The sequence below is a fragment of the Pseudarthrobacter sp. SSS035 genome (genome assembly GCF_023273875.1).
In the GTDB taxonomy this organism is placed as follows: Bacteria; Actinomycetota; Actinomycetes; order Actinomycetales; family Micrococcaceae; genus Arthrobacter.
Window position 1 is genome coordinate 561,469 of sequence record NZ_CP096882.1, and the last position, 13,461, is coordinate 574,929.

The following is a 13,461-nucleotide window of genomic DNA, read 5'->3' on the forward strand; positions in this document are numbered from 1 at the left end:
GACATGTACTTCCTGAAGAATTAGATTGCTCGCTTCCTTAGCCGCCGGCGCTCACGCTCGGAAAGGCCACCCCAAATGCCAAACCGTTCGTCGTTTGCCAGCGCATATTCCAGGCACTGCGACCGCACATTGCATGCACCGCAGACTTTCTTGGCGTCGCGCGTGGATCCGCCCTTCTCCGGGAAGAAGGCTTCCGGATCCGTTTGCGCGCACAATGCATCAGTCTGCCAGCCGAGTTCACCTTCGTCGTCGAAGTCCTGCCTGAACGGCAGTCCGATCCACACCGGCTGAGAACTTGTTCCCTGTGCCGGGGTGCGCAGTTCCATGGGCGGATCCAGGTCGTCATCGTCCTGGTCGTGTCCGCCGTCAAGGAGTGCTTCGTGCGCCGCCAGGAAGGCTGTGGCCTGGTCCTGGAGGGGGTCTTTGGTATTGCGGTTGTATCGGTCCGCGGCGTCGGGATCCGCGGGATCGACGTACCAGTCGCTCGGCACCCCCCGTGCGCGGTATTTTGCCGTTGCCAGTCCGGCGACGACGGCATCTTCATGGATACGCTCTGCTTGCCCCACGGCGACCCTCCCCAAAATGTTGCAGCCCTTGCCTGAATACCTGGACACTCGGTTGCGTGTCCGTATTTATGCAGTGACTTTCGATATCTAATTACACGCGTGTAACTACTGGGGAGTCAAGCCGTGGACGGATAATAATCAACTTTCCGGGCCAATCCCGGTCACGCCACGCCCGGGAGTTTTCCGAAGGTCCGGCGCGCCGGAGGCCTGGCAGTCTGCATCGGCGGCCAAAGGGTCCCGTTTCCGCTGAATAGCTGCCAAAAATACTGGCGCAGCCCGAATTAGACAAATAAGATGACAAACTCCTGTGAGTAAAATCACAGCCCGGCCGGACCCGACTGGGACCCTTGGGGACTCGGTGCGCGGCATCCCCGCCAAGGACGCCCCACTGGGTCCGTGACAAGATAAAGCCATGAGCATCCCGGCGATAGATCTGATGACCACCCTGCGTTCCGGCCACGCCACGTCGCCCCGCCTGACCTGGTACGGCCCGGACTCCGAGCGCGTGGAACTCTCCGGTCGTGTGCTGGACAACTGGGTGGCAAAAACCAGCAATCTGCTGCAGGACGAACTCGACGCCGAGCCCGGCATGCGACTGACTCTTGACCTGCCAGCCCACTGGAAGTCAATGATCTGGGCACTGGCCGCCTGGCAGCTGGGCATGGAAACAGTCCTGGACGGCGGGGAGGCGGAGCTACTGGTCACCGACAGGCCCGGAACCGTTGAGGGGAAGCACGACGCCATTATCGCCGTCGCGCTGCCAGCCCTGGCGATGCGGTGGTCTGGTGACCTGCCTGCCGGAGTCATCGACTACGCCGCCGAGGTGCGCTCCCATGGTGACGTCTTTATGGCGCACACGGACCCTTCGGCGGCCGGCTGTGCCATTCGGGCTGGCGGAGGCCAGCGGCACATCCACGAAAGCCTGATCACTGGTTTTGCGGCGCCGCATGAGGAAGGCGTCAGGCTTCTGGTCCCGGCCGCTGAAGGGCTGGAGCCGGCGCTGGCGAACTCACTCGGCGCGTGGCACAACGGTGGTTCAGTGGTGCTGGCTCACGCCGATGTGGAGCTGACGGACAAGCTGCTGGCCGCGGAACGCATCTACGGCAAGTAGCTTTCCCGGCCCGGCCGGGTTAGGGCTGCTGCCGGCGGCTTTCCGGTGAGTCTGCCTCCGGCTGCTCCCCGTGCTGGGCGAAGGCAGCAGCGGCAGCTGCCTTCTCACGATGGTGCCGTTCGATGAGCTCGTGGTCGTGGGAGAACTCCGGCTCCTGATCCAGTTCTTCGTTGAAGACCCAGAAGCGGTAAGCGAAGAAGCGGAAGATGGTGCCCAGGACCAGGCCCACGACGCTGCCGGCAATAAAGAGCGAGGGCTTGTCGTTCAGGTCCAGGATGTACTTCGCGAACCAGACGCAGCCTGAAGCGATCAGCAGTCCCACCAGGTTCATGACGGCGAACAGCGCGGCCTCACGGGCCACGTTGGCCTGCTTGCGGTGTCTGAACGTCCAGTAACGGTTGGCAACCCATGAGAAGATGCTTGCCACGATGGTTGCCACCGCTTTGGCCCAGACCTCGCTGCCGTGCATCGGTCCGGTGAACAGCCAGATGAAGATGGCCGAGTCAATGACGAAGGCCACACCGCCCACGGCTCCGAACTTGGCCACTTCACGCCAAAATAGCGAGGCGAGCCCCCGGATACGATCTGCAAGTGCGCTAAACATGACCCTCCATGGCCGTCAGTTCATTGGGCCACACGGCCAGAGGTCTATTTTAGACCCGAAATCGGTGAACCCGCCCCACGCGGAGTGAAGAGTGATGGCGGAAATACCCGAAAAGCGTGCCCTTCGACGTCCCAAAGCCCGGATCCGGTGAGCTTTTCTGTAGGCTGGCATATGTGACTTTTCCAGTAATCGGCGTGGTTGGCGGCGGCCAACTCGCGCGCATGATGGCCCCGGCCGCTACCGCCCTTGGCTTTGAACTCCGTGTCCTGGCTGAGGCTGAGGACGTTTCAGCCGTGTCTGCTGTGTCCACTTCACCGGTGGGTGACTACAAGGACCTCCAGACTCTCCTCGACTTCGCGGACGGCCTGGATGTTATGACGTTCGACCACGAACACGTCCCCACGGACCACCTCCGCGCGCTTTTGGCCGCTGGCGTGAATGTCCAGCCCGGTCCGGACGCCCTGGTTAATGCCCAGGACAAACTGGTGATGAGGGCTGCCATCGACAGCCTTGGGCTCCCAAACCCCATCTGGGCTGCTGTCGCTGACGTCGCCGCGCTCGTGGACTTCGGCGAAGAAACGGGTTGGCCGGTTGTCCTCAAGATGCCCCGCGGCGGCTACGACGGAAAGGGCGTGCGGATCATCGACTCCGCCGAGGCCGCCGAAGAGGCTGCTCCGTGGTTCGAGGCCATGAGCCCGCTCCTCGCCGAAGCCAAAGTTGAGTTCAGCCGCGAACTGTCCGCGCTGGTGGCGCGGACCCCGGGCGGCGAAGCGAGAGCCTGGCCTGTGGTGCACACTATCCAGGTGGACGGCGTCTGCGACGAAGTCATCGCCCCTGCCCTGGACATCCCCCTCGAGGTCGCCGCGGCCGCGGAAGACGCGGCACTGCGCGTCGCCACGGAACTTGGCGTCACCGGAGTCATGGCGGCGGAACTCTTTGAAACACCGGGCTCCGGCGTCGGCTTCCTGATCAACGAACTCGCGATGCGCCCCCACAACACCGGCCACTGGACCCAGGACGGTTCGGTTACCAGCCAGTTTGAGCAGCACCTGCGGGCGGTCCTGGACCTGCCGCTGGGTGCCACCGACATCCTGGGCCCGGTAGTGGTCATGAAAAACTTCCTGGGCGGCGACAACCAGGATCTGTTTTCCGCCTACCCGGCCGCCCTCGCCAGCGAGCCGGCCGCCAAGGTCCACTGCTACGGAAAATCAGTGCGTCCGGGACGCAAGATTGGCCATGTCAACCTCGTAGGGACCTCCACGGATGATGTGGACTCGGTCCGGCAACGCGCAACCCGGGTGGCGGCCATCATCCGCGACGGCCGGGTTCCCACCGAAGAATCAGCACGGATTTCCGAGGAGAACGCATGACCACCGAAACCGCCACCGGCACCGTCCCCCGTCCCATCGTTGGGCTGGTCATGGGCTCAGACTCGGATTGGCCGGTCATGGAGGCCGCCGCGGAGGCATTGGCTGAGTTCGGCATCCCCTTTGAAGCCGATGTGGTCTCCGCACACCGGATGCCCACCGAAATGATCCGGTACGGCCAGACCGCCCACGAACGCGGGCTCCGGGTCATCATCGCGGGCGCCGGCGGAGCTGCCCACCTTCCCGGCATGCTGGCAAGCGTGACTCCCTTGCCCGTTATTGGCGTCCCGGTCCCGCTGAAGACCCTGGACGGCATGGATTCCCTCCTCTCCATCGTGCAAATGCCGGCCGGCGTTCCCGTAGCCACCGTGTCCATTGCCGGTGCCCGGAACGCAGGCCTGCTGGCAGTCCGGATCCTCGCTTCGGGAACGGACGAGCTGGCAGCCTCGCTCCGCGCCGACCTCGTGGACTTCGCCCAGGAACTCAACGACGTCGCCACCCGCAAGGGAGCCAACCTCAGGCAAAAAGTCAGCGAAGTCTTCGCCGACGGCAATGGTGTTCTCCGGGGCAGCCGTTAAGGAACCCGACATGTCCAGAAGCGAACCGCAGCAGCCAGCACCCAGCACAGTCATGACTGATCCCGTCCGGTATCCGTCCAGCGCCTCCGTGCCAGTCCGGACCAAACGGGGCTTCGCCCTGGTTCTGATGACCCTCCTGGTGCCCGGCAGCGCCCAAATTGTGGCCGGCGACCGCAAGCTCGGCCGCATTGCCCTGCGCGTCACCCTCAGCGCCTGGGCTTTGCTGGCGGTCACCCTGCTGCTGCTGGCAGTGAACCGGTCGCTCCTGATCAACATCCTCACCAATCAGTTTGCCTCGCTGGTGATCATCCTGGTCCTGGTGGCACTGGCGCTCGGATGGGCGTTCCTGTTCGTCAACACACTCCGGCTGATCCGCCCCGTTCTGCTGGCACCGGCGGCGCGTCCCGCCGTCGTTATTTCCCTGGTACTTGCACTGGTCCTGAGCAGCGGAACACTGGGTTACGCCGCCTACCTGCTGAACGTGGGGCGTAACGCCATTGGCAATATCTTCTCGGCCGGTCCGTCGATCGATCCTGTGGAGGGCCGCTATAACTTCCTGATGATGGGCGGTGACGCCGGCGACGACCGCACCGGCAGGCGCCCGGACAGCCTCTCCGTGCTGAGCGTGGACGCCAAGACCGGTCAGACGGCCATCATCTCAGTGCCGCGCAACCTGCAGAACGCCCAGTTCAGCGAAGGCTCGCCCATGCGCGAGATCTATCCTGACGGCTACGACTGCGGCGACGCGTGCCTCATCAACGCCATCAACACCGAAGTGACGAATGACTACGCCGACCTCTACCCGGGTGCAGACGACCCCGGTGCGCAGGCGACTCTCGAAGCAGTCTCAGGAACGCTGGGCATTACTGTCCAGGCCTACGTCCTGGTGGATATGGCGGGCTTCGCCAAACTCATTGACGCGATGGGCGGCATCAAAATCAAGGCCGGCGGCTGGGTTCCGATGAGCGGTTTCTTCGACGAGGCTACCCGCACCCATGGCATGCCATTGGGCTGGATTCCTGCCGGTGAACAAACACTCGATGGCGAGCATGCCCTTTGGTACGGCAGGTCCCGCGAATACGTCGACGACTATTCCCGGATCCAGCGTCAGCAGTGTGTCCAGCAGGCCATGTTGAAGCAGCTGGACCCTGCCACGCTGCTGTCCAAATTCGAGGACATCGCCAGCGCAGGCACCAAGGTTGTGGAGTCCAACATTTCCTCGTCCCAGCTCGGCAGTTTTGTGGATCTCGCCACGAAGGCCAAGGGGCAGGAGGTCAAGCGGCTCACCATCGGCCCGCCCGACTTCGACGCGTCCTTCTCCACGGTGCCTGACTTTGACATCATCCACGCCAAGGTGGACCAGCTGCTGGCATCAGCCTCGGGCCCACAGGCTGCCGCACCCGTTGACGGCATGGTGCAGGCATCAAGCGTCGGCGGAGGCCTGCAGGCGTCCTCGCCACTGTGGCCGGCTGCTGGCCTTCCAGCCGGCTGGACCGCGCAGCAAACCCCACCCCCGTCGTCGGACTTCACGCCCGTGACTACAACGCCCGACGGCGAACCGATCACCGAGGAGCTGCTGAACCAGCTCAAGCGCGAGGGTAACGAGGAAGCTATCCGCCAACTCGTGGCCACCAACGGACAATGTGCCCCGCAGTAGGCTCCAGCTGCCGTCCTGACTGCAGAGAACCCTGACTGCAGAGAACCACCGAACCGAGAACCAAGAATGGACACCGGCCGTGTACGAAATTGAGAACGTCCTCCGCGACTACGCCTGGGGATCCACCACGGCCATCGCCGGACTGCTGGGACGCCCCGAGTCAGGACGTCCGGAAGCCGAACTCTGGATCGGTGCCCACCCCGGCGCCCCGTCCATGGCCCGCCGGGCGGACGGCTCCGTGGCACCGCTCGATGCCTTGATTGCCGAAGATCCGGAACATTTCCTGGGCAGCGAATCTGTGGCCGAATTTGGCCCGCGGCTCCCGTTCCTGACCAAGATCCTTGCTGCCGCGCTGCCGTTGTCCCTCCAGGTCCATCCCAGCATCGAACAGGCCAAAGCGGGATTCGCCCGGGAGAATGCTGACGGCATTGCGCCCGATGCCGCGCACCGCAACTACCGCGATGACAACCACAAGCCCGAAATGATCTTCGCGCTGACGCCGTTCGAGGCCTTGTGCGGGTTCCGATCGACAGCTGCAACCCGGAAAATTCTGCTCCATATTGCCGCCTGCTTCGACCGGGTGGAAGCCGGGATCCCGCCGCTGCTGGTGGAGCTCCTCGAAGTGCTGGACAACCCGGACGAGGGCGCGGGACTCAGGAGTGCCTTCGAGCGGCTGATCAGGGGCGGCGAAGACGTCTCCCACACCACATCGAGGGTGGCGGCCGCCCTGATCTCCGGCGCTCCGCTGGAACCGTTCAACGCGGAACTGTCCACAGTCATCAGCCTCAACGAGAAGTACCCGGGTGACCCCGGTGTGCTGATTTCACTGTTGCTGAACAGGGTTTCGCTGGCCCCCGGCGAGGCCGTCTACCTCCCCGCAGGCAACGTGCACGCCTACCTGCACGGCCTGGGTGTCGAAGTCATGGCGTCCTCTGACAACGTGCTCCGCGGCGGGCTGACGCCGAAATACGTCGATGTGCCCGAACTCCTGCGGACCATCGAATTCCAGCCCGTGGCAGTCCCCATGCTCACGCCGGAATTCTCCGGCCTGGGCCAGGAGCTCTACACGCCTCCCTTCCGGGAGTTCCAGCTTCAGCGGATCGAACTGGCACCCGGCGCAGAGCCGGTTCCTCTGGCCCAGGCGGGCGCCGCCGTCGTTATTGTTGTTGCCGGAACGGTGTATCTCGATTCGCCCAAGGGCGACCTGCATCTGACGCGCGGTGGCAGCGCTTTCCTGCCTGCCGCAGAAGCACCAGTGAACGTCCACCCGGTGGCAGGGGCGGAATCACCGGCCGTTGCCTTCGCCGTGACCACCTCGCTGAAGGCCTGAGCCGTGGAATTCTTCCTGCAGACGCCTGCCTGGGCGGATGTCCAGTCGTCGCTGGGCCGCACAGTCCATCAGCAGTCCGGCCCGGGCTGGAGCTTCCTGGCCGTCGAGGAGAAAAACCCGGCCGGAATGGTCCTCTACGCCCCCTATGGGCCGGTGGCATCCTCCGCGGAGGCGTTCGACGGCGCCCTGGCGGCACTGGTGGCAACGGCCAGATCGTGCGGCGCTGTGTTTGTCCGGATTGAGCCGGTGTCCGCCGGGCTTGAGATGCCGGCCGCCACGGAGCTCAGCCGGCGCGGCTTGCAGCCGGCACCCGTGAACCAGCAGCCTGAACTCAGCTGGATCGTGGACCTCGATGGTGACTTCAAGGATGTCCTCGCCGCGATGAAGCCCGTGAACAGGAACCTCTACCGGAACATCCACAAGAAGGGCGTCACGTTCCGGGCGTCGCAGGACCCGGACGACATCAGTATCCTGCTGGACTTCCTGCACATGACGGCCCGGCGGAACGGCTTCAAGCCGCAGAGCGACGAGTACCTGACCCAGGTGGCAGCCTCCCTGATGCCCGCCGGCGCAGCCACCATGTTCATCGCCGAACTGAACGGCGAGCCGATCGCCGCGGCCTTGGCCTACGATTCCGCGGACACACGGACCTACGCCCACGCAGCCTTGGATGACACTCACCGCAAGCTCAGTGCGGGCATCCCGCTCCTGGTGACCCTGATGGCAGACGCCAAGGAACGCGGCCTGAAACACGTGGACCTGTGGGGTGTCGCGCCCGCGGACCAGCCCAGCCACAAATGGGCAGGATTCACCGCGTTCAAGAAGTCCTTCGGCGGCCGCGAGGTGGAGTACCCCGGCACCTGGGACCTCCCCGTTCAAAAGCTCCGGTACAACGCGTACCAGCTGGCCCGCAAGCTGCGCGACAGGCTTCGCGCCCTCCGCTCCCCCTCCGCGCGAACTGGCAGATAACACCCTCAAATTCGCTGTTTGGCGTCATTAGCTGCCAGTTCGTTCCCAGCGGGCTCGGGGGGAGGAACCCCTGAGCATCGCCCTGACCTTTTCGACGACGAACGGCCGCTCCCCCTCCAAGTCGCCCAGCTGCACACGGAGTTCCCGCCAGCCCAGGCTTTCCGTCAGCCTTTGCCGTTTGATGTCGCGCCGGTACTGGTCAGGATCGCCGTGGTGGACGCCATCGTACTGCAGCGCAAGCCGCTGGTCCGGATAGGCCGCGTCCGGCCAGACCACAGGGTGGCCCAGCCCGTTGCGGAGCACAACATTCAGTGCTGGTTCGGGAAGCCCTGCCTGCACCAGTGCCAGCCGCAGCATAGTCTCGGGGCCCGAGTCCGACCCAACCCGAATCAGGTCAAGTGCCAGCCGTGCGACTTTCACACCTCTCATTCCCGGATGTTGGCCCACAATCTCTTTCAGATCGGCAACTGTTGCCAGGGGTTTCCGCGGAACCGGGAAGTCCTCGCCGTGGCTGACGACGATGGAGTCACCGGCCGCAACGAGCTCGTTGAGATTCAGGCTCGCTGCAAGGTCCAGCCACGTGCGGGCCGGCGAGGTGAGCCGAACGCCGTCGAACGATATAACCTCGCCCGGCTTGAACGATAGCTGGTGTCCGACAACACTCCGGCGGCGCGGTTTGCAACCGTCGGCGGGGCGGGCTACGTGGATCTTCCAGTCCTGCTCCAACCAGGCGGGAAGGCAAATACCGCAGATCCGCGCAGCGGTGCAGTGCGTCAGGACGCACCTGGGGTCGAGCCGAGTGTAGGCCCGGACGTTTTCTGACACACTGCCATTGCTGAGTAGCGGGACTCTGATGCCGCGCGAGGGCGTGAAGATGCCCTCCCTGCTCAACTGTCGCCGAGTGAGGCCCAAGGCCTCTGCATCGGCAACAAGAAATGATCCATGTGGGAGCTGGGGAGGCATCGGAATCCGGGACATGCTTTAGTGTTGCCCGATTCGTCCCGCCGATTTCCGTTATCCACAGGATGAGTTTGGTCTTTAAGCGCGAACTGGCAGCTAATGCCGCTAAATCTGGGATTTGAGGGTATTAGCTGTCCGTTCGCGCAGGAGTACGCGGGGTGAAGAACCTGCTAGTTCTTGCGGGCGTAGCCTTCCCACTTGCTGGCCTGGTGCTCGCCGTCAACAAAGCGGATGGTGCCGGACTTGGAACGCATCACGATGGACTGCGTGAGGACCTTGTCCTTGGAGTAGCGGACGCCCTTGAGGAGGTCTCCGTCGGTGATGCCCGTGGCAGCGAAGTAGCAGTTGTCGCTGGACACGAGGTCATTGGTGGACAGCACGCGGTCCAGGTCGTGGCCGGCGTCGATCGCCTTCTGCTTCTCGTCGTCGCTGGTGGGCCACAGCCGGCCCTGGATAACGCCGCCCAGCGACTTGATGGCGCAGGCTGCAACGATGCCTTCCGGCGTGCCGCCGATGCCCATGAGGGCGTCGACGCCGGTGCCGGAGCGGGCTGCGGCAATGGCGCCGGCAACGTCGCCGTCCATGATGAACTTGGTGCGCGCGCCGGCTTCGCGGATCTCTTCGACCAGGGGGCGGTGGCGGTCGCGGTCAAGGATCATAACGTTGAGCTGGTTGACCTTCACGCCCTTCGCCTTGGCGATCAGGTGCAGGTTCTGCTTGACCGGCAGGCGGAGGTCCACCATGTCGGCGGCTTCCGGGCCGGTGACGAGCTTCTCCATGTAGAACACGGCGGACGGATCGAACATGGAGCCGCGCTCAGCAACGGCGAGGACTGCCAGAGCGTTGTTGATGCCGAGGGCGGTCAGGCGGGTGCCGTCGATGGGGTCCACGGCAACGTCGCACTCAGGACCAGTACCGTCGCCAACATGTTCGCCGTTGAACAGCATGGGGGCTTCGTCTTTTTCGCCTTCGCCGATGACCACAACGCCGTTGAAGTGGACCGTGTGAAGGAAGGAGCGCATGGCGTCAACGGCCGCGCCGTCGGCTTTGTTCTTGTCGCCGAAGCCAACCCAGTGGCCGCCGGCGATGGCCGCGGCTTCGGTGACGCGGACAAGTTCAAGGGCGAGGTTGCGGTCTGGCTCGTCGATGCCCACGGCAAGGGAGGGGGAAATCGTGGAGTACTGCTGGGTCATAGGCGCTGGTGACACGTGAACCTCTTCTTCGAGTGGCGATCATTGGACCCGCTCGGCCGGATTCAGCCGGTGCGGTGATTCCTCTGGTACTGATCATAGTCGTGGCGGAGCCTTCGGGGCGTGGCATGACGTCCCCCTGCAACATGGACCTTGAGCCTCCCCACTCCCCCGGCTGTGAGTTGCGCGTAAACATGGGCGACTATAGAGGGGTGAGTGAAATGCAGGAAAAAACCAGCCCCGGGCCCGACCCCTCCGACTCCGGAGCTAAAGGCAGCAGCGCCGGCACGCCCGACGCAGCCCCTGTCCGCCCAGTAATCCCGGCCGCCGCGGCGAAGCGTGCCAATGCCTCCGTGATCGGCATGATCGTTGCCCTGGTGGTCAGCATCGCCGCCTTCCTGCCCATCATCCTGATGAACCCCCTCCCCAAGAGCGACGGATTCCGCCCGAACATCGACGTCGGCGCAGTGGCCCGGAACGCCACGGATGTGGCGGGATTCACACCCGTAACACCGGACGCCGGCAAGTCGTTCACGTCCAACTACGCCCGATGGGAGTCGGGCAGCGGCAGCGGCGTTCCCACGTGGGAAGTTGGCTACCTGACGCCGAACGAGTCCTTCATCGGCCTGGTCCAGACCCGCCAGTCCAACCCCACCTGGCTCGTCCAGCAGACGAAGAGCGCTCCCGTGACGGGAACGCGTGCGGCGGGCGGACAGGACTGGGAGCTGCGTGACACCGGCAAAGGCGAGAAGAGCATGGTGCTGAATTACCGCGGAACCACCGTTGTCCTGACGGGAAGCGCTCAGCTGGACGAGTTCGCCGAACTCGCCACCGCCGTCGTGCGGTCCATGGACGCCAACCCGGCCGTCACAGTTTCACCGTCAGCCAGCGCCGCCCCGTAAAGTAAGCCTGTGGCTACCTACCTGACCCCCGCCCTTGCCTGGCGCCGCATGCGCGAAGGCAACGAACGCTTTGTTGCCGGCGAATCGTCCCACCCGAACCAGGACGCGTCCCGCCGGTCGTCGCTGGTGGAAAACCAACACCCGTTTGCCGTGATCTTCGGCTGCTCGGACTCCCGGCTCGCCGCGGAGATAATCTTTGACCTCGGCCTGGGGGACGCCTTCGTTGTGCGCACCGCCGGCCAGGTGATTGACGACGCCGTCCTGGGCTCCCTCGAGTACAGCATCAGTGTGCTGGGGGTGCCGCTGATCGTGGTGCTGGGGCATGACAGCTGCGGCGCCGTCAGTGCCACCAAGTCCGCGGTGGACACCGGCAACATGCCTGTGGGCTTTATGCGGGACCTGGTGGAGCGCATCACGCCTTCTGTCTTGACGTCCATGCGGAACGGCGAGCACGAGATCAACGACATGGTGGTGGAGCACGTCAAGCAGACGTCCAAGCGCCTGGTGGACAGCTCCCGTGTAATTTCGGCCGCAATCGAGGACGGCCGTGCCGCGGTGATCGGCCTCTCCTACAGCCTGGCCGAGGGCCGCGCCAACGTGGTTTCCGGGATTGGCGAGGTCTAGGCCCAGCCCGGATCAGTGCCCGTAGCATGCGGTTCACGGTTTTAGTCCGGACCCCGGATCGCCCTAAGCTAGCCCCATGACTTCCACTGAAGAATTCCGCATTGAACACGACACGATGGGCGAAGTCCGCGTCCCCGTGAACGCCCTGTACCGTGCACAGACGCAGCGTGCAGTTGAAAACTTCCCCATCTCCGGCAAGACCCTGGAACGCGCGCACATCGAGGCGCTGGCCCGGGTCAAGAAGGCTGCCGCGCAGGCCAACGCAGAACTTGGGGTGCTCGACGGCGAGCTGGCCAAGGCGATCGCTGCGGCTGCCGATGAGGTAGCTGCCGGCAAGTACGACGGCGACTTCCCCATCGACGTCTTCCAGACCGGTTCCGGCACGTCCTCGAACATGAACATGAACGAGGTCATCGCCGAGCTGGCCACGCGTGCCCTCAAAGCCGCCGGGAGTGACAAAGTTGTCCACCCGAACGACCACGTCAACGCCTCGCAGTCCTCCAACGACGTCTTCCCCACCTCGGTCCACGTCGCCGCCACCTCGGCCCTGATCAACGACCTCATCCCGGCTCTCGGCTACCTGGCCGAGTCGCTGGAGCGCAAGGCCGTGGAGTTCAAGGACGTCGTCAAGTCCGGCCGCACCCACCTCATGGACGCCACCCCGGTGACGCTCGGACAGGAGTTCGGCGGCTACGCAGCCCAGGTCCGCTACGGCATCGAGCGCATCAACGCCGCCCTCCCCCGTGTTGCAGAAGTTCCGCTCGGCGGCACCGCGGTGGGCACCGGCATCAACACCCCGGCCGGCTTCCCGGAACGCGTCATCGAACTGCTCGCCACGGACACCGGCCTGCCGCTGACCGAGGCCCGCGACCACTTCGAGGCCCAGGCCAACCGCGACGGCCTCATCGAAGGCTCCAGCCAGCTGCGCAACATCGCGATCTCCTTCATGAAGATCAACAATGACCTCCGCTGGATGGGCTCCGGCCCCAACACCGGCCTCGGCGAAATCGCCATCCCGGACCTGCAGCCGGGCTCCTCGATCATGCCGGGCAAGGTCAACCCCGTCATCTGCGAGGCGTCCATCATGGTCTGCGCCCAGGTCATCGGCAACGACACCGCCATCGCCTGGTCCGGCACCAACGGCGCGTTTGAGCTCAACGTCGGCATCCCCGTGATGGCCGCGAACCTGCTCGAGTCCATCCGCCTGCTGGCCAACACCAGCCGGGTCATGGCGGACAAGATGATCGACGGCATCACCGCGAACGTGGAACGCGCCCGCTTCCTCGCCGAGGCCTCCCCCTCCATCGTCACCCCGCTAAACAAGTACATCGGCTACGAAAACGCGGCGAAGATCGCCAAGAAGGCCGTGGCCGAGGGCCTCACCATCCGCGAAACCGTCATCGCCATGGGCTTCCTCGAACGCGGCGAGGTCACCGAAGAGCAGCTGGACACCGCCCTGGACGTTATGTCCATGACGCGCCCGCCGCACAAGGCATAGGTCCCCACCGCTTCCCAGAAGTACGACGGCGGCCGCTCACATTCATCACGAGGGTGGGCGGCCGCCGTCGTTCCCTCAGCAGACAAAGCCAAAGTTTGCACTATT

Annotated in this window: 13 protein-coding genes; 9 read left to right on the forward strand and 4 right to left on the reverse strand. The window is 64.5% G+C overall.

The window, feature by feature from the left end:
• Positions 1 to 20: 20 nt before the first annotated feature.
• The gene (locus MUN23_RS02525) at positions 21 to 566 is read right to left on the reverse strand and encodes a WhiB family transcriptional regulator (protein ID WP_083510248.1); all 546 of its coding nucleotides are present in this window, start codon (positions 564 to 566) and stop codon (positions 21 to 23) included.
• Positions 567 to 978: 412 nt separating this feature from the next.
• On the opposite strand from MUN23_RS02525, the gene MUN23_RS02530 reads away from it, so the two are divergent.
• Positions 979 to 1,677: a TIGR03089 family protein gene (locus MUN23_RS02530; RefSeq protein WP_248761950.1), complete on the forward strand. Its 699-nt coding sequence runs from the start codon at positions 979 to 981 to the stop codon at positions 1,675 to 1,677.
• Positions 1,678 to 1,696: 19 nt separating this feature from the next.
• On the opposite strand, the gene MUN23_RS02535 is transcribed toward MUN23_RS02530, so the two are convergent.
• A complete protein-coding gene (locus tag MUN23_RS02535) occupies positions 1,697 to 2,281 on the reverse strand; it encodes a GtrA family protein (protein WP_248761951.1) in 585 nt (194 codons plus the stop codon).
• Between the two features lie 221 nt (positions 2,282 to 2,502).
• On the opposite strand from MUN23_RS02535, the gene MUN23_RS02540 reads away from it, so the two are divergent.
• The 5 genes from MUN23_RS02540 (at position 2,503) to MUN23_RS02560 (ending at position 8,182) form a co-directional block, all read left to right on the forward strand.
• On the forward strand, positions 2,503 to 3,651 hold the full coding sequence (locus tag MUN23_RS02540) for a 5-(carboxyamino)imidazole ribonucleotide synthase (RefSeq protein WP_248763966.1): 1,149 nt from the start codon (positions 2,503 to 2,505) through the stop codon (positions 3,649 to 3,651).
• On the forward strand, positions 3,648 to 4,226 hold the full coding sequence (gene purE / locus MUN23_RS02545; RefSeq protein WP_248761952.1) for a 5-(carboxyamino)imidazole ribonucleotide mutase: 579 nt from the start codon (positions 3,648 to 3,650) through the stop codon (positions 4,224 to 4,226). The genes MUN23_RS02540 and purE overlap by 4 nt, the downstream gene beginning before the upstream one ends.
• Before the next feature lie 10 nt (positions 4,227 to 4,236).
• Entirely contained in the window at positions 4,237 to 5,883 is a 1,647-nt protein-coding gene (locus MUN23_RS02550) for an LCP family protein (protein ID WP_248761954.1), read from the forward strand.
• 79 nt (positions 5,884 to 5,962) lie between these two features.
• A complete protein-coding gene (manA, locus tag MUN23_RS02555; protein ID WP_248761955.1) occupies positions 5,963 to 7,213 on the forward strand; it encodes a mannose-6-phosphate isomerase, class I in 1,251 nt (416 codons plus the stop codon).
• Positions 7,214 to 7,216: 3 nt separating this feature from the next.
• On the forward strand, positions 7,217 to 8,182 hold the full coding sequence (locus tag MUN23_RS02560) for a peptidoglycan bridge formation glycyltransferase FemA/FemB family protein (RefSeq protein WP_248761956.1): 966 nt from the start codon (positions 7,217 to 7,219) through the stop codon (positions 8,180 to 8,182).
• A gap of 27 nt (positions 8,183 to 8,209) precedes the next feature.
• Here MUN23_RS02560 and MUN23_RS02565 read toward each other — a convergent pair whose 3' ends face one another.
• Positions 8,210 to 9,007 carry an endonuclease domain-containing protein gene (locus tag MUN23_RS02565; RefSeq protein WP_248761957.1) on the reverse strand — a complete coding sequence of 266 codons (798 nt, stop codon included), beginning with the start codon at positions 9,005 to 9,007 and terminating at the stop codon, positions 8,210 to 8,212.
• Positions 9,008 to 9,312: 305 nt separating this feature from the next.
• The gene (gene glpX, locus MUN23_RS02570; RefSeq protein WP_181037131.1) at positions 9,313 to 10,335 is read right to left on the reverse strand and encodes a class II fructose-bisphosphatase; all 1,023 of its coding nucleotides are present in this window, start codon (positions 10,333 to 10,335) and stop codon (positions 9,313 to 9,315) included.
• Positions 10,336 to 10,553: 218 nt separating this feature from the next.
• Here glpX and MUN23_RS02575 point away from each other — a divergent pair, with 218 nt between their 5' ends.
• From MUN23_RS02575 to MUN23_RS02585, 3 genes are all read left to right on the forward strand, one after another.
• The gene (locus MUN23_RS02575; RefSeq protein WP_248761958.1) at positions 10,554 to 11,234 is read left to right on the forward strand and encodes a DUF4245 domain-containing protein; all 681 of its coding nucleotides are present in this window, start codon (positions 10,554 to 10,556) and stop codon (positions 11,232 to 11,234) included.
• A 9-nt stretch (positions 11,235 to 11,243) separates the two neighbouring features.
• Complete coding sequence (locus MUN23_RS02580; RefSeq protein ID WP_058929648.1) at positions 11,244 to 11,858, forward strand: carbonic anhydrase; 615 nt, start codon at positions 11,244 to 11,246, stop codon at positions 11,856 to 11,858.
• Between the two features lie 76 nt (positions 11,859 to 11,934).
• Positions 11,935 to 13,356 (forward strand): class II fumarate hydratase, encoded by a 1,422-nt coding sequence (locus tag MUN23_RS02585; protein WP_248761959.1) that lies wholly within the window; start codon positions 11,935 to 11,937, stop codon positions 13,354 to 13,356.
• Positions 13,357 to 13,461: the final 105 nt, after the last annotated feature.

What these genes read in the sequence shown, in the direction of transcription:
- purE (WP_248761952.1), top strand. Translation starts at nt 3,648, where the DNA reads ATGACCACCGAAACCGCCACCGGCACCGTCCCCCGTCCCATCGTTGGG.
- glpX (WP_181037131.1), bottom strand. Translation starts at nt 10,335, where the DNA reads ATGACCCAGCAGTACTCCACGATTTCCCCCTCCCTTGCCGTGGGCATC.
- MUN23_RS02530 (WP_248761950.1), top strand. Translation starts at nt 979, where the DNA reads ATGAGCATCCCGGCGATAGATCTGATGACCACCCTGCGTTCCGGCCAC.
- MUN23_RS02535 (WP_248761951.1), bottom strand. Translation starts at nt 2,281, where the DNA reads ATGTTTAGCGCACTTGCAGATCGTATCCGGGGGCTCGCCTCGCTATTT.
- MUN23_RS02585 (WP_248761959.1), top strand. Translation starts at nt 11,935, where the DNA reads ATGACTTCCACTGAAGAATTCCGCATTGAACACGACACGATGGGCGAA.
- MUN23_RS02550 (WP_248761954.1), top strand. Translation starts at nt 4,237, where the DNA reads ATGTCCAGAAGCGAACCGCAGCAGCCAGCACCCAGCACAGTCATGACT.
- MUN23_RS02540 (WP_248763966.1), top strand. Translation starts at nt 2,503, where the DNA reads ATGATGGCCCCGGCCGCTACCGCCCTTGGCTTTGAACTCCGTGTCCTG.
- MUN23_RS02575 (WP_248761958.1), top strand. Translation starts at nt 10,554, where the DNA reads ATGCAGGAAAAAACCAGCCCCGGGCCCGACCCCTCCGACTCCGGAGCT.